Annotated in this window: 15 protein-coding genes; 2 read left to right on the top strand and 13 right to left on the bottom strand. The window is 45.8% G+C overall.

The window, feature by feature from the left end:
* Window positions 1-10: 10 nt before the first annotated feature.
* From CPIN_RS14165 to CPIN_RS14105, 13 genes are all read right to left on the bottom strand, one after another.
* A complete protein-coding gene (locus CPIN_RS14165; protein WP_012790496.1) occupies window positions 11-1,417 on the bottom strand; it encodes an MATE family efflux transporter in 1,407 nt (468 codons plus the stop codon).
* 18 nt (window positions 1,418-1,435) lie between these two features.
* Window positions 1,436-2,764, bottom strand: a complete 1,329-nt coding sequence (locus CPIN_RS14160; protein ID WP_012790495.1) for a lysine N(6)-hydroxylase/L-ornithine N(5)-oxygenase family protein — start codon at window positions 2,762-2,764, stop codon at window positions 1,436-1,438.
* Window positions 2,742-4,085, bottom strand: a complete 1,344-nt coding sequence (locus CPIN_RS14155) for a GNAT family N-acetyltransferase (RefSeq protein WP_012790494.1) — start codon at window positions 4,083-4,085, stop codon at window positions 2,742-2,744. The genes CPIN_RS14160 and CPIN_RS14155 overlap by 23 nt, the downstream gene beginning before the upstream one ends.
* A 2-nt stretch (window positions 4,086-4,087) precedes the next feature.
* Window positions 4,088-4,891 carry a creatininase family protein gene (locus CPIN_RS36650; protein ID WP_012790493.1) on the bottom strand — a complete coding sequence of 268 codons (804 nt, stop codon included), beginning with the start codon at window positions 4,889-4,891 and terminating at the stop codon, window positions 4,088-4,090.
* Window positions 4,888-6,711, bottom strand: a complete 1,824-nt coding sequence (locus tag CPIN_RS14145) for an IucA/IucC family protein (RefSeq protein ID WP_012790492.1) — start codon at window positions 6,709-6,711, stop codon at window positions 4,888-4,890. The genes CPIN_RS36650 and CPIN_RS14145 overlap by 4 nt, the downstream gene beginning before the upstream one ends.
* Window positions 6,712-6,729: 18 nt before the next feature.
* The gene (locus tag CPIN_RS14140; protein ID WP_012790491.1) at window positions 6,730-8,556 is read right to left on the bottom strand and encodes an IucA/IucC family protein; all 1,827 of its coding nucleotides are present in this window, start codon (window positions 8,554-8,556) and stop codon (window positions 6,730-6,732) included.
* Window positions 8,557-8,566: 10 nt separating this feature from the next.
* The gene (locus CPIN_RS14135) at window positions 8,567-10,090 is read right to left on the bottom strand and encodes a pyridoxal phosphate-dependent decarboxylase family protein (RefSeq protein WP_012790490.1); all 1,524 of its coding nucleotides are present in this window, start codon (window positions 10,088-10,090) and stop codon (window positions 8,567-8,569) included.
* A gap of 27 nt (window positions 10,091-10,117) precedes the next feature.
* Complete coding sequence (locus CPIN_RS14130) at window positions 10,118-11,266, bottom strand: Fe(II)-2OG oxygenase family protein (protein WP_012790489.1); 1,149 nt, start codon at window positions 11,264-11,266, stop codon at window positions 10,118-10,120.
* Between the two features lie 480 nt (window positions 11,267-11,746).
* A complete protein-coding gene (locus CPIN_RS14125) occupies window positions 11,747-12,622 on the bottom strand; it encodes an aldo/keto reductase (RefSeq protein WP_012790488.1) in 876 nt (291 codons plus the stop codon).
* A 46-nt stretch (window positions 12,623-12,668) separates the two neighbouring features.
* Window positions 12,669-13,052, bottom strand: coding sequence for a helix-turn-helix domain-containing protein (locus CPIN_RS14120; protein WP_012790487.1), 384 nt, complete (start codon window positions 13,050-13,052; stop codon window positions 12,669-12,671).
* Window positions 13,053-13,227: 175 nt separating this feature from the next.
* Window positions 13,228-14,685 carry a TolC family protein gene (locus CPIN_RS14115; RefSeq protein WP_148230570.1) on the bottom strand — a complete coding sequence of 486 codons (1,458 nt, stop codon included), beginning with the start codon at window positions 14,683-14,685 and terminating at the stop codon, window positions 13,228-13,230.
* A gap of 25 nt (window positions 14,686-14,710) precedes the next feature.
* A complete protein-coding gene (locus CPIN_RS14110; protein WP_012790485.1) occupies window positions 14,711-16,075 on the bottom strand; it encodes an HlyD family secretion protein in 1,365 nt (454 codons plus the stop codon).
* A gap of 1 nt (window position 16,076) precedes the next feature.
* Window positions 16,077-17,069, bottom strand: a complete 993-nt coding sequence (locus CPIN_RS14105; RefSeq protein WP_012790484.1) for an ABC transporter transmembrane domain-containing protein — start codon at window positions 17,067-17,069, stop codon at window positions 16,077-16,079.
* A gap of 815 nt (window positions 17,070-17,884) precedes the next feature.
* Between CPIN_RS14105 and CPIN_RS14100 the strand changes: the two genes are divergently transcribed.
* Together CPIN_RS14100 and CPIN_RS14095 are read left to right on the top strand one after the other, a co-directional pair.
* Window positions 17,885-18,466 (top strand): thioredoxin family protein, encoded by a 582-nt coding sequence (locus CPIN_RS14100; protein ID WP_044218659.1) that lies wholly within the window; start codon window positions 17,885-17,887, stop codon window positions 18,464-18,466.
* A gap of 151 nt (window positions 18,467-18,617) precedes the next feature.
* Window positions 18,618-19,064 carry an Lrp/AsnC family transcriptional regulator gene (locus tag CPIN_RS14095; protein ID WP_012790481.1) on the top strand — a complete coding sequence of 149 codons (447 nt, stop codon included), beginning with the start codon at window positions 18,618-18,620 and terminating at the stop codon, window positions 19,062-19,064.
* Window position 19,065 lies beyond the last annotated feature (1 nt).

Below are 19,065 nucleotides of genomic sequence, written 5' to 3'. Positions count from 1 at the left end.
TATTTTTTGATCAGATCTTTACTTTTTTCCATTTACCGCTACGGAATACGATAAGACAAGCAGCGGCCAATACTATTTCAGATGCCAGTATAGCAATGAAGATACCCTGTGGTCCCCAATTGGAATGTATACCTAAGAACCAGGCCAGGGGCAGCTGTGTTATGTAAAACATCAGCACATATAACAGGGTGACCACATTCACAGAACCTGCGGCATTCAGTGAGCGGGAGATCACCATTGTATATCCAAAGAAAAAATAAGCAATAGACATATAACGGAGATAAAGCGCCGCATGCTGCGCAACGGTTTGTTCGCGGGTAAAAATGTGTACAATACTTTCTCCGGAGGCCAGCAGAAATAAGGCGATACTACCCAGAAAACACATATTGAAAGCGCCGGTTTTCCAGACAGATTGCTCTGCCCTTTCCGGCTGACCAGCACCCAGGTTCTGCCCTGTCAGGACACCGGCAGCATTAGCGATACCCCATGCGGGTAATACCGTAAACATGATAATACGGTTCGCCACAATATAGCCCGCTAATACACTCTCTCCCAGTTTCGCAACGATGATAATCATCAGAAAACGGCTGGAAGAAGGAATGATGTATTGTAGTGTACCGGAGACTGCCAGTTTACATATACGTTTAATGATAGCCGGCACCAGCATCAGTTGCTGTCTGCCGATCTTGATCACTTTTTCCGCCTTTGCAAAATACCAGCATTGATAACTTACGCCTACAAGATTCGCGATACCGGTAGCCATTGCTGCGCCTAACAATCCAAAGGACGGAATAGGACCTACACCAAAGATGAGTACCGCACACAATACGGCATTCACAGCATTGGACAATAACAATGTACGCATCGCCATGGCTGCATTACCTGCACCTCTGAATATACCATTCATTAATACGCGCATCACCACCAGCAGAATACAGCCAAACATAATACGTGAGAACAGATCGCCCTCATGTACGAGTTCGGCGGAAGCGCCTGCCAGGTGCAGGATACTTCTGTTAAAGCTGATGGATAGTGCGCTGAATATGACAGAGATCGTGATACCCAGGTAGATGGCCTGCATCGCTGCAAGGCCAGCCGTACGTGGTTTCTTCTCTCCTACCCGCCTGGATATAACAGCAGTAGCGGCAATACTCAGGCCCATCGCTACAGAATGGAAAATGATGACCACTGAATTGACGATCCCTACAATGGTGATAGCCCTTTCACCCAGGCTGCTCACAAAAAGAAGGTCTACCATCACAAATAAGGATTCCATCGCCAGTTCCAGCATGGATGGTACAGACAACAGAAAGGTGGCGCGATTGACACTACCGGAGGTAAAATCTTTCTCCGTACCGGCAATCGCGCTCCTGAACAGATTTAATATAGAACGGGCTCTCAGCAGCACAGCATTCATTCGTAATATGGTTTAACGTTAATGGATGGCTAAGTTACTAGCAGTTTCTTTGACATTGATAACACCGAAATCCTGGTAGGCAATGCGCTCTTCTATCTTATACACTTCTCTGCCCGCAATCGCATTAATGATATGTGAATTGCGATAAGCGCCCATGCCCAGATCCGGCGTTACAAAACCATGCGTGTGCAGTTCTGCGTTCTGTACAAAGATCTCGCTGTTCTGGATATCTATGGTGTAGTTACGGTGTACATCCATCAGGTTGTCGGATGTACGACGGATACGCTCTTCAATACCACTGATGATAGCAGGCTCATTGTATTTATACCCTGTTGCCAGTATAACCGACTTCGTATCCAATGAGAAGCGGCGTTGCTGCTGCACATGGTTAAAATGTAAGGTATAAGTATCTGCACCGGTTCCAGGTTTGATGTCCGTCAGCTCGCTATTGGTGTTTAACTGTACATTGAGCTTTTTACCCCCCACACTCATTTCATACATGGTATCAAAGATCTCATTGATCAGATCATAGTTGATGCCTTTAAAGAGCGTATTCTGGGCCGCCAGGATCTTCCTGCGGCGCTCTGGTGGCATTTCATAGAAATAGTCCACGTACTCCGGAGATGTCAGCTCTAATGTCAGCTTTGAATATTCCATCGGGAAAAACCTGTCCGCACGTGTAAACCAGTTCAGTTGCAGCCCATTCGCTGTTGCTGGCAACAGGTCATAAAATATCTCCGCAGCACTCTGGCCGGAGCCAATGATCGTCAGGTTTCCTTTTTCCAGTATATCTGCCTTGTTAGGAATATAAGCGGAGGTATGAATGACGCCAGGCAGTTGTTCCCTGTTCACAAAAGAAGGTGTATAAGGTTGTGTACCTGTGCCGAGTACCAGTTTTTCCGCATACCAGGTAGATACATCACCTGTCCTGGTATTTTGTACCGTTACTTCATACAAACCGTCTTTATAAGCCAGGCGGGACACTTTATGAGAGAAGCGGCAGGAGGGCAATTGCTTTATGGCCCACTGACAATACAGATTGTATTCTCTGCGCAGCATGTAATAACTCTCCCGGATAAAGAAAGGATATAAACGACCAGTTTGTTTCAGAAAGTTGAGAAAGCTGAACCAGCTGGTAGGATCAGCCATCGTTACCAGATCAGTACCCATAAAAGGTGTTTGTAAAGTTGCACTGTGCAACATCAGACCAGGATGCCAGTCGAAGCCTTCTGACTGATCAAAAAATACGGCGCTTACGTCTTTAACAGGATGCAGCAAGGCAGCAAGTCCCAGATTAAATGGCCCTATGCCGATACCAATAAGATTATATACGGGAGCGTGTTTCATGAGTTGTTTGTTTAATTGTTGGAATGGTGTTTTGTGCAGCGAGATGCTGGTTCTCCGGAAATTTCGCCCAATACCATTCACGGTAACAGAAATTGAGATTGGCCTTTTTATGTGGCAGCTGTATGACCTTCTCTACACGGAAGCCAACATGTGCTTTGTTCATTAATGCAGCCAGAGATTCCACAGATCCCTCGCCTACCATCTTACCCACTTCCGGATGCGCAAATACCCAGTCAAGCATACATTGGGTGGATGGAGAGGAAAACTTCAGCTTAGGGTCTACCGGTGCAATGAACTGATGGGTGCCGTAATCTGTTGGCAAGGCATCGTAATAGTCCGCCAACACATCACGCACTACCCAATACACTTCAAAGTTGTAACTGGGCGTACCATTGATTTCTCCTATGTAACTATGCGACCAGTTTCCCGGCAACATCGTGCGGTAGTACAGTTCCAGTTCACGCAGGGGCCAGTCCATCTTCCAGATCTTCTTTGCATGTTCACGGTTAAACCAGTCATGCACCATTTCCAGATCACGGTCGATATCAAATGGCCGTATACTGACAGTGATATCTTCTTTCGGAAAATACCGGCTGTATACCGATTCTTTCCCCACAGGCTGAATAAGCGCAGCTGAAAAGAATGCCTTGTGTAATGGATTGGGATAAGGACGAGTCACCTTATCCTCTCCCAACAGAAAGGATAACAATTCATTAGGCACCGATAACTTATTACTGTTTAACAAGGGATGATCCACCAGTGATTGTTCACATCTTTCGTAAATGGCACTTAGCAGTTTTGTTTCATCTGCCTGTTGCTGGTAACCCAGACAAGCCACCATGGGTAATACATCCTGTACCAGCCATTGCTCCGGTGCTGCGTGCCGACTGATATCTGTAACCGATAATAAGGTATTAAATGCTGCCATATTCCCCCCTTCCAGCTGCGACGGACAAGGGAAAGCGGATAACTTATCCAGCGCCTGTTCCAGTTGTATGGCAGGATATTCCTCCTTTAGATGATCGGCTATTACTGTCAGTAAGCGCGTAGCATCGATCGTACTGATCAGATCATCAGAGAGCGTTCTCTCTATTGCAGGATAGTCAAATACATGATAACCGCTTTCAGAGAAATAACGGAACGGAACAAATACTTCCTTTCCAGCTATACTGAAGTCCAATCGCAAATGGAACCGATGCCCTGTAGTGGAGAAATAGTCCGCAAGTGCCTTGTCATATTTTGGGATGCCTTCATAACAGCTCCAGTTGGAGAATCCCCTGCAATAGCTGTTAATGATGGCAGTCATAATAGGTGTGTTCATTTTTATTGTTTTACCTGTGACAGCCATCGACGTATTTCCTGTACAGCCAGCTGCACACGCAGCTGACCAAATAGTCTTCCCTGTTCAGGTGTTGCCAGACAGGGATCTCCGGATACGCCGGCAGCATCCAGCGGACCATTACCCAGATGCGTCGTATCTCCGGCAGCCAGATAAGCGGTGCGTACTGCTGCTGGTAATACGGCCCAAGTTTCCGCTGTATCCCACAAGCCGCCATGTCCACCGGGCACCAGTCCCTGACGGGCGATACCGGCTTCTATCTGCGCTCTTGCTGTCGCGTATCCATCACTTGAAAAGAAAACCCGTACTCCTCCGGGGCGGAGCGTACTATCCAATTTGGCTGCCAGTGTTTTTAAAGGACGCTGACTGTTAAAGTGATCACTCATCAGGATGATATAACGGAAGCCGGAACCCACCATACTTCGCACCAGTTGTTCATTTACATCAGAGAAAGTCTGATCGGTCAATGAAATGGTACCAGGATAACGTTCCAGTACCGGACTGTTAGGTGCAAAAGGAAGTACCGGTGCTACAAGCGTATTACCCAGACTATCCGCGATCTGTGCTGCATACCGGTATACACGATAGTTGTGCTTACCTAGTGCCAGGTGTGGACCAGACGCCTCTGTACCTCCGCTGAAGATCAGCACTGTGTTAGCTCCGGCAGCCATACGAGTCGCCAGTTCCCGCGAAGTCATGGCCTCTATCAATACCTGTTCAGGCGCTTGTGCCCATACACGGATACAGATAAGAAAGAGCAGACAAATAACACCGGCTATCTTTCTCATACGGTGGCCATTTTAGTGTAAGACGGCGAAGGACTGAAAGCCGCTATCGGGTTTTCTACAATGCCAATAGCAGGCACATCGAAAGGATTTGCCCTGTTGCGTAACTGCCGGTTATTACTGATCTGTAAGCGGTTCAATGCATCCGGATTAATCTCTTTTACAAAGAGGTCATACTGCTGAAACTTCTGTTCCAGTTGTGGATGTCTTTCCCTGTATGTCAGTATTACCTGTGCTACCAGTTCCCAGAAACTTTTCTCCGGATAATCCATATGCTCTTCGAGAATGGCCGCTATAAAGCGGAAAATACCATCGAATATCTGTGTGAATAATGGCAGGGTTCTTACTTCGTCAGGTACGCTCACACGTAAGCGACTGGCAATTTCCGGCAACGGTACCTCTGCACTGAGTACAGATACTTCCTCTCCTATATCTTTCATGATCGTGCGTACCGGCACATGATTCTCCAGTACGAGTATGATGTTCTCGCCATGCGGCATAAACACCATATCATGCTGATAGAAACAATGCAGCAAAGGACTCATGTAAACATGTATATATTGCTGTAACCACGCATCTGCATCCAGACCGGAAAGTTGTATCAGTTCGGGCAGCAACGCCTCTCCCTGTGTATCAACATGCAGCAGGGCTGCCATGGTCATAATACGCTGACCAGCTTTCATTTTGGATAAAGGACTTTCTCTCCATAATGCAGCCAGCATTTTCTTGTATGGATTGTCTGTCTTCGTCGCCTGCTCATAGTAATGATTCGAATAGCCGGTAGTGGCAATCTCCCGTAGCGTACAGAAGCCGGTCTCCTGAAGGTAAGCATCCTGTAATACCAGGTTATTCACCCATTCGTTAATACCAGGTGTCGTACGCATAAAATAAGGCGATAAGCCACGTACATACCCCATATTCAGAATAGAAAGGGCCGTCTTGACATAATACTTCTCCGGATGATCTGTATTGAAGAAGGTACGTATAGATTGCTGTGGCAGGTACTGATCCTGCCCATATCCCAGTAATACCAGTTTATTAGCCGCTACATCAGGTGCAAAAATACCCGCCAGCTTATTATACCATTGCCAGGGATGCACTGGTATATAAATGTATTCCGCCGGCTGTAAGCCTTTGCCGTTAAGTATGGCATCAAAATCAGCGGCCTGGCTACCCAGTTCCTGTTGCTTCACCTGTGCATAATCCAGTGGGGCAATGCTGGTAAATTCCGTGCAACTTTGATGTCCGGCCAACCACAACAAAGGCATCGGCTGCGCAGCTTCCGGTGCAAAACTGCGGTAATCACCGGCATCAAAACCCACCCTGCCATTATTGGCAATAAAGCGGGGATGCCCGGTCATGGCATGTTCTATTTCCTGGTAGCCCGCGCCAGCCAGGTATGCGGAAGAAGGACCTCCCTGCACATGCATATAAGCACTGCCATACAAGGTTGCTGCCACTTCTTCCATATATACCGGCAGCATGGAGGGATCCATATTCAATTGTTCACTGAACTCTACGATAAATGCCAATGCATCCAGCGCAGCGGGCTGTCCGTTTACCATCTTTTCAATGGACTCCGTAAGGATATACCAATGATTCAGGTGTAATATTTTTGCGCGGAAGCGATATTCTATATCAGGTTGATCAGACGTCAGCACATACACGACCCATCCCTGTTTTACATGTCTGTAGGAAGGTTGTATGATCTGTTCATGCGCATATTCCGCAATCATCTTACGGATGTGCAGGCGGTTGACACGCGCCCATATTTCCGGTTGCAGGTGCGCAACTGCTTCCCGGGGAGTAACTGTATTAAACATGTCAGTATCTTTAAATAATTAAACGACCGCTACCTGTCTGTGCTTAAAGGCCGCCAATGGATTTTTAAACGTGCCTGCAAACTGCTGGCTTTTGAAAGGATTGTTAGGCTCGATCATCCGCTGGTTATTACGGATCTGCAGCCTGTTCAGACAGGTTTTGACGATTTCATCCGCAAACAGATCCGTGCGTTTGAACTTCTCTTCCAGTTCGGGGTGTAATTGCTGATAACGCTGAATACATTCTGCCGCCAGTGCCCAGAACTGTTCCTCCGGATAGTCGGCATGTTCCACAAGGACATGTGACACAAAGCGGAAGAAGCAATCAAAGATCTGGGTGAAAATAGAGAGTATCTTTAGTTCTTCCGGCACCGGAATCACAATGCGTCTTACATTCTCCGGCAGATCCAGTTCACTGTTTACGACCGCCACTTCTTCCGCGATATCTTTCATGATCGCTTTTACCGGCACATTGTTCTCCAGTATCAGGATCACGTTTTCACCATGTGGCATAAAACGCAGATCGTAGTAGTAGAAACAATGTAACAGCGGACTCAGATAGCAATCCATATACTGCTGTAACCAGCTGGTGATATCGAGACCGGATGCCCTGATCAACGCAGGTAGCATTGCCTCGCCATGTGCATCTACATGTAGTAAGGCGGCCATTGTCATCAGGCGTTGTCCTGCCTGCAATTTGCCAACCGGACTTTCCCGCCAGAGTGTCGCCAGCATTTTCTTATAGGCGCTCTCTCCTTTGATCGCTGTTTCAAAGTAATGATTGGTATAGCCCATGGTCGCGGCCTCCTTCAGCATCATGAAGCCCTTTTGCTGGAGATAAGCATCCCCTTCTATGATACCGGCTACCCATTCGTTGATACCCGGGGTTGTACGCATATAGTACGGGGAAAGACCGCGCATAAAGCCCATATTGAGGATGGACAATGCCGACTTCACATAAAAGCGTCCGGGGGTAGTGACGTTGAATAAGGTACGCACGGATTGCTGTGGCAGGTATGCATCTTTACCATAACCCAGGCAAACCAGGTTGTTGGCAGCGATATCCGGTGAGAAGATACTCGCCAGCTTGTTATACCATTGCCATGGATGGGTTGGCATCAGGTAATAATCTTCCGGTTGCAATCCTTTCTCTTTCAGCATACCATGAAAACTTGTGATAGTATCGGTGTCAAGCTCCTGTTGCAATACCTCTTCATATTGCAGGGTGTCTATACCTGTAAATACGGTTCTGCTTTTATGACCAGCCAGCCAGATAACCGGGAAAGGCGTGGCTGCTTCCGGGGCATATTTGCGGTAATCCACCGTATCATACCCTATACGGCCATTATTAGCCACAAAACAGGGATGACCGGCCATCATGGCATGTTCTATATCCTGGTAGTCTGCGGCCGTTAATTCAGTCGCTGTAGTGGTATTATAGGTATGCATATAGGCACTGCCATACAGCGTACTGATAATCTCTTCCAGATAAGTGGGTAACAGCACAGGATCAAATCCCAGTTGCTCACTGAACTCGGTAATAAAGTGCACTGCATCCAAAGGAACAGCTGCACCGTTTACGGTTTTTTCAATAGAGGCGGTATCTATGTGCCAATGGTCCAGGCTCAGTAGCTGGGCACGGAAGCTATAGTCGATACCAGCTGCGGGCGACAAGGTATAGTGTCCCCAGCCGGCAGTTGTTGCCTGCAATACAGGCGTTATCAGCAATTCATGTGCAAATTCTGCAATGATCTTACGCACATGTAGTCTGTTCACCTTCAGCCAGGTGTCTGGTTGCAGATGGGCGACCGCTTCTGCTGCTGATATATTGTTCGTTTGTGGATTCATAAACGGGCTTTTATTGGCGCCATGCAGCACCAGTCTCTTTAATGGTGTTAAGAATGAAATGTACATCGTCCAGGGTGGTCAACGGATTCAGCATAGTAAACTTCAGATAGAAGTTACCGTTGACACGTGTACTTGCCACTAATACCAATCCGGTGTTGAACATCGTCTTTTTGATGTATTGGTTCAGGGCATCCAGATCGGCAGGATTATACTGTTCCGGTGCATATCTGAACAGGATGACACCGATATCCGAATAACTCAGCAGTTCCAGTTCAGGATCCAGTCCGATGACTTCCGCAGCTTTTTCCGCTGTTTCGATGATGGTTTCCGTATACGCACCGAGTTTCTGTTTACCCATCAGTCTCAAGGTGAACCACAACTTCAATGCATCAAAGCGACGGGTACTCTGCATGATGGACTTATTGATCTGGTTCAGATCGTCGTAATCTTCATCCTTTGGATTGAGATAGTCGACATGCATACGTAACAGCCGCAGGTATTGTTTATCCTTCACGATAAAGGCACTGCTGCTGATAGGCTGAAAGAATGATTTGTGATAGTCGATCGTAACAGAATGTGCTGTTTCCATACCATTCAGTAAATGACGGTATTTCTCCGTCAGCAGCAGCCCACATCCATAGGCAGCATCTATATGATACCACAGGTTGTATTTAGCCGCGATACGGCCTATATCAGCCAGCGGATCCAGGTTACCGAAATCAGTGGTGCCTGCGGTAGCCACGACTGCAATAGGAATATTCCCTTGTTGTATCTCCCTGGCAATCGCTTCTTCCAGCAGTTCCGCATCCATACGGAAGCGTGCATCTGTTTTTATTTCTACTAATGCCTGCTCCCCCAATCCTAACAATGCAGCGCCTTTATGGTTGCTGAAATGTGCTTTTTCTGAAATGAAAATGCGATAACGGGAAGCATCCCCAGGTAAGCCCTGCTTTTTAATATTATGACCGCCGTTTGTAATCGCATAGTGATCTCTGGCTAGTAATAGACCCATCAGGTTACTCTGTGAACCACCCGCTGTAAATACACCATCAGCAACTGTACCGAAGCCAATTTCACGTGCCGTCCAGCTAATCAGCTGTTGTTCCATCAGGGTACCGCCTGCACTCTGGTCCCAGGTATCCTGAGAAGAATTGATGGCAGCAATCAGTACTTCAGCTGCAACTGCCGGTATCACCACCGGGCAATTCAGATGTGCGATGTATGCTGGCAGATGAAAGGCAGTGGCATGTTTTACATATAGTTCCTGTACTTCCTGCAGGAGACTTTCGTAATCAGGTAATGGGGTATCAAAATCTACTGCTGCAAATGCTGCTCTCAGTGCAGTAGAAGAGACGCCGCTGAAAGGCTGGCGATTCCGGTGCAGAAAATTAGTGACCAGTTCGCGTGCGCCATTGATGGCGTTTTCATATTCAGCAGCCGATCCTTGATGAAAAATATCTTTATAGGTCTCTTTTACAGGCAATACAATGTCCTGCAGCGGCTGTTCCCAGCCTGCAAATGCGGTAGTACTCATATGTGGATGCTATTTTTCCGGGTTTGATTAAAGGTTTGCCAGGTGAGCGCTATATACTTTTCCGTAGTGCTCTTCCATGATGAGATAAGGGTTTTCGGGGTGGGTTACTTCACGGATGTTAATCAGGCTGGTTTTGCTCATCATACGTAACATAAGACGGCGTTCGCATTTTACCAGCTGACCATTTTCCTCTCTGAAGCCTGCCAGGAAAGCATTCCGGCCATGGGCACAAAGATGATTATTCACAAAGATCAGGTCACCTGACTCAGGAACGAAGTCATTATATATCAGTTTGCGCGCCTCTTCCCAGAATCTTTTCAGATTATGTAAAGCTTCAGGATCCTGATTGGCGTCTTCATTATAAATCTGTTCCGCAGCATCAAAGCGCATGAAGGGAGCGGATCTGCTACCATATAAAACAGAAGTACGGATGTCATCTCCCAGGGCTTCTTCGGAAGCATAGTTCGCATCCTTCGGACACTTATAGATAGGCTTGAAAAGCTCCTGTAATATCGCATCCGGTCTGCCATGAGAGCGGATAGAATATAAGGTGGAAGGCACACGTTCTTCATTCCGCAGGAAAAGAAAACTCAGAAAATCAGCCGCATTATGCAGGAAAGCATCTTCTGTATGTACAAAAAGATCTGTACGGGAACCTGAGCCTGTTTGTGTAAAGCTCATATTCTCATCAGGAATAATCGCGTGCATTAAGCCACCACCTTTTCGCTGCGCGAAATACTCGACGGGTTTGGATGGTACAGCGCCATGTAATAAGGAGGAAATGAAGCCATATTCCATAATCTTTTCATGGTCGGTTTCCTGCCAGGAACGTGGGGTTGGGCCTAATTCATCCTGACCTATTTCTATCAGTCCACGCAATACGACAGCTCCGTATTGCTGGTCGGAAAAGTCTGTACCGAAATTACTCAGCACCTTTGCTATACGCTCCGGTAGCAGCGTATAGGCATTTAAGTGCAGCATTGAAATAAAACCGGGATCATCATAGCTTTTATACTTTCTTTTTAGCTTTTTCCCGATATAGGTAATTTCCAGTTTTTCTTCTTCAGTAATATCTATTATCAAAGGCTGTAAAGGAGGTTCAGCAGCAAAATGCATAGTGCGCGGAAGGTCCTGGGCTCCTGGGCTAATTGTGGGTGTCACGTCTAAGGGTCTCATTCAATAAAATGTTTTAACGTTCAAGGTTGAAGAATGAAAATGATTAATAAGGGTCTGACATATGTTGTTACATGAAATTTCAGTAACAACAACATGCAAAAGGGCGTCTTTTAATGTTATAAATGCTTATCGGATTAACTAAGCGTCACAAATTTGCATCATCTGCGTTGAGTGCGATAATCAAAAGCGGAAAACATTTTACGCAATCAGGAAAAGACATCTGGTGGCGGGTTTCGGAGGTCAACAATATTATTTTTTCATTAAAGCAGCTAAAACGGAATAAGGTAAATGGTACTTTTTCGTATAGACATTTTTAAAAAATTCAATGGGGTAACTAACTATACGAAAGTACACATTTTTTTTCATCTCTGCAATCCCGATGCAGGAGAAAATGTTTCATCATGATTACTTATAGTTGACAGAAAAATAGCCTTCGAATTGATCCAAAGGCTATTTATAAATGAGCGTGAAGCTGTTAAGTTATCCTAGAAAATCCATTTCCTCTTTTGAAAGCGACATTGTGGCCGCTGCTATATTTTCTTCCAGATGTCTGATAGATGTTGTACCAGGTATTGGCAGTATCCATTCAGATGTATGTAATAACCACACTAGGTTCAGCTGGGCCACGGAAATACCATGTGCATCTGCCACCTGTTTAAGCTTTTGCTGTTCCGTAGGCAGAGATGTCTGCAGGGAGAAGAATGGAATAAAGGGTATCTCCTGCTGCTCACAGTAAGTCAGTACTTCGCCTCCCTGAAAAGCAAACGGACTTTCCGGGTCAGTAATCCGCTGGGTATAACTATATAAGTTCTCCACGGTAGCGATATGAGTTTTCCCTGTAGCATATTTAAATTGTGCGACATTCACATTGGTTAGTCCGAGGTGCAGGATCTTTCCCTCTTTTTGTAATTCCAGCATTGCTTCAAACGATTCCTCGTAATCACCTTCACTACCTTGTCTTTTTCCCAGGTGCACTAACGGCAATTGTTCCAGTTTTAACTCCTTTAAGTTATTCTCTACACTTTTGCGCAGTTCTTCCGGTCTGGCATATGGCTGCCAGCTTTTATCTGCTCCACGGATAGCGCCCACCTTTGTTGCGAAAATAAGGTCGCCGGAGTAAGGGTAAAAAGCATCCGCTAAGAGCTTATTCGTGATACCCGGACCATAGAAATCTGCCGTATCAAAAAAGTTGACGCCCAGATCCGCTGCTCTCCGTAATAATTGAATAGCGCTGTTACGGTCTGCCGGTTCGCCCCATATATCCGGTCCGGTCAGGCGCATCGTGCCGTAACCAGGTTTTCTGACAGTTAATGGATGTGCCGTATGTTTTCCGATGATAATTTCCGATTGATTCATCCTGTTGATTGTTTATGATGGTTTACCGGGTCTGATACACTGCTCCTCAGTTGTCTGAAAGTGACTTTCTATAAGCGGAAGGTGTCTGTCCGGTAAATCGTTTAAAGAACTTAGTAAAATTGGATACATCGTAGTCCAGGCGATGCGCTATATTTTTAATGGACAGTGAAGGGTCTGCCAATAGCTTTTTTGCCTCTTCCAGGATACGGTGTTCATAAAAATAACAGGCATGATGCCCCGTATGTAACTTGACAATATGACTCACATGTCCGGGGTGCAGACACATGACCTGAGCGATCTCTTTCAGTTCATACATCTTATTAACCCTTCCCGCCATAAAATCATCGATATGGGCGTTCAGTATCTGCATGAACTGTGCGGCTATTTCCTCTTTACGGTTTAAATAATTCGCTGGAATGCTTTTTCCCATGTCAACCCTGTTATGTATTACTTAGTGCAAATATCAGCCCCGGGAGATGGAATAAATGGTGAAGTATCTAGTTTTTTGGGACAAGGGGTAAAAAAGTCTGTAAAACAAGAATCCCGGCCATTGCAGTAGCCGGGATTGCCATCGATATTGTCTGCCAGAGGCGGACGATTCCTGTTTATAAATATTGCGGCTGTCTTGTACCTGCTTTATAGTACAGTTCGGCCAGTTTCTTCTGATAACCGGATATAATACTCTCCCGCTTTATTTTCATGTCAATCAGCTTGCTTTCGCGGCTATTGATAAGAAACAGCGTACTCTCCCCCAGATCGAATTTCTGCAACTCACCGTTCAGCAGTAGCTGTTGGTTGTTGATACTCTGGATCTGTACGGTCATTTGCGATTTATATGCCGTCAGACTATTATATGACGCGGTAATGGTCGTACTGATCTCCCGACCGGATTGCACCAGGTCGTAGCTTAGCTGTTGCTGTTTGATCTTTACTTCCTTCAGTTTACCCCGCTCTGATCGTAAAAAGAGAGGAAACGCAAACTCTACGCCTACCTTGTAATTACTCCAGTTAAAATCGTAGTAATCCGGTACATGGGAACCAAAATCCCTGCGCGTTGACAATAAAGCGCCGCTGATATTGACCTTTGGTTTCAGCAGTTCCTGCCGGTAACGGCGTTCAATATCCAGCTGATCACCTTTCGCACGCAGTTTTACCAGTTCTGGATGTTGTCTGTCAGCCTGGCCTAATAAAGTATCCAGCAGGTTCCTGTCAGGCAGATGCAGGTCCTGATCTACTTCCTGCGGAACGGCGTTAAGGGGTAGCTCCAAAGGAACCCCATTTTCATTCCATAGATGGTTGGAGAGTATCAGCATGGCGTTCTGCACTTCTATGACGCTTTTTGCCAGCTGTATTTCCCTATCCTGAACGGTAATACCCGCCTCGATGGAGTCGATAGGAGGTTTATCACCCATGAGCGTCTGACTGCTGACTGCGCGGAAGCGCTTCATGGCCAGATCAACTCCTTCTTTAACGAGCATATATTCCCTGTAGGCATAATACCAGTTCCAGTAGTCTTTAACGGCATCAAACCACACGCCGTTGATCTGCTTCACCTTGTCCGCCTCAGCGTAATTAACCATCGCTTTTGCCTGCCAGAGGGTACTGCGTCGCGCATCTATCAGCATTCCCTGCCCCAGCGGTATGCTCAGCCCTATTGCGGTAAGTCCATCCGTACCGGTACGTGTCTCGGGAGCGGTATAGGTGCCTACGTTACGGTCATACCCAACTTTCAGGTCGGCGCCTGCCACATACAGCGGCACTTTCAGTTCGCCACCCCAGTTATTATAGTATTCTGTATTCCCAAATAATTTACGCCCTAATGCCGCTTTCAGTGCCGGGTCAAAATACCCCAGGGACTGTAGTACATGGGCCCTTGCCACATCGCTTAATAATGCCGCCTGTTTTACGATAGGATGATGCCTGAAAACAATTCCTTCCAGGTCTTCCAGCGAAAACATCCTGCCAGTATCCGCCACCGGCGTGGTCTGCGCAAAAGCGCTTCCCCGCAGCAGCAGTAATACAAACAAGCCGGCAGCTAAATAACGTTTTAGTTTCATCATCATGTTTATAAAGTGTACACCGGCTTTATCATTTCTTTCCAGACTCTTTCTCAGAAGGTTCTTTCTCCAGACTTGGCGGGAAGCCGTTCAGCTGTCGCCAGATCTCATACCATAAGGGTACTGAGCGGAGAATAATACGACCATATACGCCAGAGCCCTGTCTGAGCTGTATAGGCCATGGTTCGTCATTCTCCGGTACCGGCGCCGTCTGTTTTATCAGCAGACGGTATTTACCGCCATTACTGCTCACACGGTCGATCGCCCATACCTTACCGGCGAAAGTACCTACCGCTACAGAAGGCCAGCCAGAGAACTGTACCGAAGGCCATCCTTCAAACTGGAGTCGTACATCGCTGGTATCGAGGATCAGCGGTACGTCCATCGCGTTTACATATAGTTCAGCTGCTACCTGCGGATGCAGGGGTTGCAGTGTGGCGATGGATTCCCCTTCTTTAATGTTCTCACCAATACCAGCCTTCAGCGTCTTTACCACAAATCCATCCTGTGGGGCACGCACAATGTATAGCGCACGACGTATAGATATATTGGAGATATCATTCCGCAGCTTAGCGATCTCTCCGCGTACACTCGCACGGCTGGATAAAGCCGAACTCATATCAGATTGTGCTTTTGCCAGGGATTCCTGGTACTTGGCTTTAATATTATCCAGGTCGATAAGAGCATTTAACAAGGCCTGCTTCGAGTTATTAAGCTTGTTTTGTTGTCCGATCACCTTAGCCTGGTCTTCCTGTAATTTCAGGCGACGGGTTTCTATATCCGTAAGGGAGAACAATCCGTTTTTATACCCCGACTCATAACGCTGTAAACGCGCTTTCGATGTCTCATAAAAGTTCTGTACCGCCACGAGATCAGCGCTGTCTATCTTGACATAGTTTTCGGACTGATGTACTTTATTTTCAGCAGCCGATAACTGATAACGCAGTCCGCTACCCAGCGCCTGTATCTGTGCATTGGTTGCATCCATCTTCTGTAAGGCGGCTGCTTCGCTGCCCTTCTTTGCTTCCAGCTGTTCATCCAGTCGCAAAGGCAGTTCCGGGTCAAAATAGGACTGGCTGGTCTCTGATATCACGAGTATGGTATCTCCTTTCTTCACTTCCTGTCCTTCTCTTACGGCCCAACGCTCGATACGTCCCCCAATCTGGTTCTGTACTGTTTGTGGCCTGTCTTCTGGTCTTAACGCTGTTACCGTCCCTTTACCAGGGATCGTCTGCCGCCAGGGCAGGAATAAAATAATGATCAGCAGGATGAGGCAAACGGTGATGATCCTGCCCAGTATACGCGAACCCTTTACCTTGATCAATTCTGACTGTGACTGTGTCGCCAGTGTTTCTATCTGCTTATCGTGTAAGCTGCTATGTGCTAATTTCCCCATTTTATTTTCCCTCCTCTAATTCCAGATCAGTTACGACAGCCAATTTCTCGCTGCCGGTAACCATGTCAAAAACAGTGTTCAGGTTAGTCATCAGTTTTTCTACCGCATAACTGATCTGTACAATAATCACTTCAGCAGCTACGAACTGTCCGAAGGTCATTTGTCTTTCTACCACGAAAAACGAACCCAGGAGCAGGAGTCCACCCATCAGAATAGTACGCAGTGCGACGGAACTGATAAAGAATTTCTTCAGCACACTAAAATGATCATTACGGGCCATAAGATAACGGGCGGTGATCTCGTCAGTGGTTTTAGCTACTTTATCCATCATTTCGGGCTTACCACGGTATTTATCCAGGTCAGCCGCTACATCTTCCAGGTGCGCCACCAGTTCGTATTTATGACCTGATTCTTCAATACTGGTTTGTACTCCTTGTTTGTAATACAACAGGATGACTAATGCAATGGCCAGTAAGGCAAAAAGTCCTACGGCCATGAATACAGGATGATAAAACGAAAGCAGTATGGCACTGAAAAATATCTGAACAGCAGCGGCAACAATGTCCACCAGCAGTTTGGTCAGCCCTTTCTGTATGGTGAGAATATCAAAAAAGCGGTTCACCAGTTCCGGCGGATGTTCACCCTGGAGTTCTTCTTTTTTAATACGCGGCAAACGGAAGGCGAACTCCATGGACGCTTTTGCAAATATTTTCTGTTCAATAAACTCAACCAGTGTGAGCTGGCCAATTAAAAGTGCGCCTACAATCACAACACCTATCAATACTACAGCTATCAGTATGTAGGTTGAGCTATACATAGATCCATTGGACAACAAATTATATACTGCCGTCGTACCCAAAGGCAGTGTCAGTCCGATGATACCAATCAGTACGGCATAAATAAAAATGTAGTTAATAGAACTACGCTCATGATGTAACAAACGCACCAGTCTTTGCCAGGGCGAAGGAGCATTGGCATGCTTCTTATTCTTCATAAAAAGATATTAATATCCGGTAATAAATAAACTACTTAGCGCTGTGATACTACAATGTTACGTATGCCTGCCTGCGGGATATATACACATGACTATCCCCTGCGCATATACAATACTGCTATGCACCAAAACAAACTAAAACATGGCATTATCAACCAATACGAACCTACCCGCCATACGGGAAAGCACGTTACGTCCTTACATGTAATATCAGGCTATATGGAGTGGAGGTGGCGTGAGAACATCCCTGAGCGGTTCTTTAAAGATTGTGTAGCTGTACACACACCATAAAGTGGATGGAGGAGTTGCCCAGGTAACTGTAAAATTTAAGTCGTTCTCAAAATATGAAAAAAGCTTTTTAGCGCTTTTATTAAAACAGTCCTCGTTTGTATCGGGACCGCGTGTTTCGTCGTTATTCGTATTCTCTATGTCACAAGACTTATAATGGGTATAGTAATCAATAAGAAACTCGCAGGACTTTACAGTGAACACCGTCATCAGCAGTATCCATATTATCCCCTTTGTTGATCTGTTTCTTAACCTGTTCACTATATCCACTTTCGCAAATATAGTGACTCAGGGCCTTTTATACAAACCTGACGGATTTCTTAACAATCACTTTAACAAAAAATTACTATCAAAGATGCACTTAAACATGTGAAAAAGAAAGCATTTATCAACAGTAGTACTAACTAAAAAAGGTCTGACAGCTTCAGTCCCAATACCTATTTCTACCATATATTCTCCGATTTGTACCGTTGTATTAAATGCTAATGCAGGATCTTTGTACCGTTTTTTTAAGTAATTTAAAGTATATGACCTTTACGGAATACCAGGCGCTATTTGACGATATATTATCAAAGAGCGCTGAAGAACATACCGCACCATACAACAATCATGCATATCTTGAATATGTGAAGCTGAACCGTTCACGCATGAGCCGCTGGTTTAAAACAGGGAAACTGTCTTCTAAACTGACTGAACTAGTCGAAAAAATTACAACACCTCAGCAATGGGTCGTGATTACCGAAGCCTGGTGTGGTGACGCCTCACATAGTGTACCTTTCATGAAAATGATGGCGGACCTGAATCCTTTGATCGACCTGTCATTTGAATTAAGAGACAGCCAGCCATATAACATCGAGCATTACCTGACCAACGGAACCCGGTCCATCCCCAAGTTAGTGGTACGGGATGCGGATGGAAAAGACATCGGCACCTGGGGACCACGTCCCAAGGACTGTCAGATCATGTATAAAACCTTGTTGAGCAACCAGGCATCTTCTGAAACGATCAAGATCGAGATGCAAAACTGGTACAACAATAATAAAGGTGTTGACATACAGGAAGAATTGTACGAGATGTTAAGCATGGCACTGCAACAGCAGGAAGCCTAAGTATCTTTCCCCATTACTAAACCTGCAACTGTTTTAGCAAGCGATCATTCATACTTCGGATATAAAATACAAATATCTGCTTGTTCTGATGGCAATATGCCATATATAATAAAGAGTATAGTAGCTTTGTCTTACAATCATACCGACAACTATGGATAAGTTTGATAGTAAGATACTCCGGCTGCTGATACAAAACGCCCGCATCACCGGTGCTGATATTGCCCGGAAAATTAACCTCTCTCTTCCCGCAGTTACAGAAAGACTACGTAAGCTCGGCCGCTCCGGTATCATTGACAGTTACACCATCAGGGTGAACAGGGAAAAACTTTCGTTGCACTTAATGGCTTTTATCAATATCTGGATTGATCATACTAAAAACACCAACGTCAAAGACCAGATTACCGCAATAGACGAGGTATTGGAATGTCATCATGTAGCGGGTGACTATGACCTTCTTTTAAAGGTACTGGTAAGCGATACAGCTGCACTTGAAAACCTGCTGGTGAATAAGATAAAAGCCATCAAGGGGATTACACGTACGAGTACTACTATTATTCTCAGAAGTTATAAAGAAGAAATTAACTCCAAAGCTTTCTGAT

Source organism: Chitinophaga pinensis DSM 2588 (assembly GCF_000024005.1).
Taxonomy (GTDB): domain Bacteria; phylum Bacteroidota; class Bacteroidia; order Chitinophagales; family Chitinophagaceae; genus Chitinophaga; species Chitinophaga pinensis.
Note: the sequence above shows the minus strand (reverse complement) of the source record. Positions and strands in the feature narration are given on the sequence as shown.